This window comes from Bacteroides sp. D1, assembly GCF_000157095.2.
Taxonomy (GTDB): Bacteria; Bacteroidota; Bacteroidia; order Bacteroidales; family Bacteroidaceae; genus Bacteroides; species Bacteroides xylanisolvens.
The window spans coordinates 912,639-912,889 of sequence record NZ_JH114350.1; positions in this window are offsets into that span (position 1 = coordinate 912,639).

Here is a 251-nt window from a genome sequence, read left to right on the forward strand (position 1 = left end):
AACCAACAGCTTCAGAGATACCATCTTGTTGCAGATTATCGTAGCCAGGACTGAATCTGAAATCATGGAATAATCCCCTATTTGTAGGAGGATTTTCTTTTTTTGATGTATATTTGTACGTTGTAGATATGGCTTGTTGCATTGTAACTCTTAATGATGTGGTGTCGGCTCAGTTGTAATTCTTGGGGGATTAAGTTTAGTCAATTCCCTTCATGCATATACCTTTGCTAGCCTAAAAAGGAAGAAGCTCA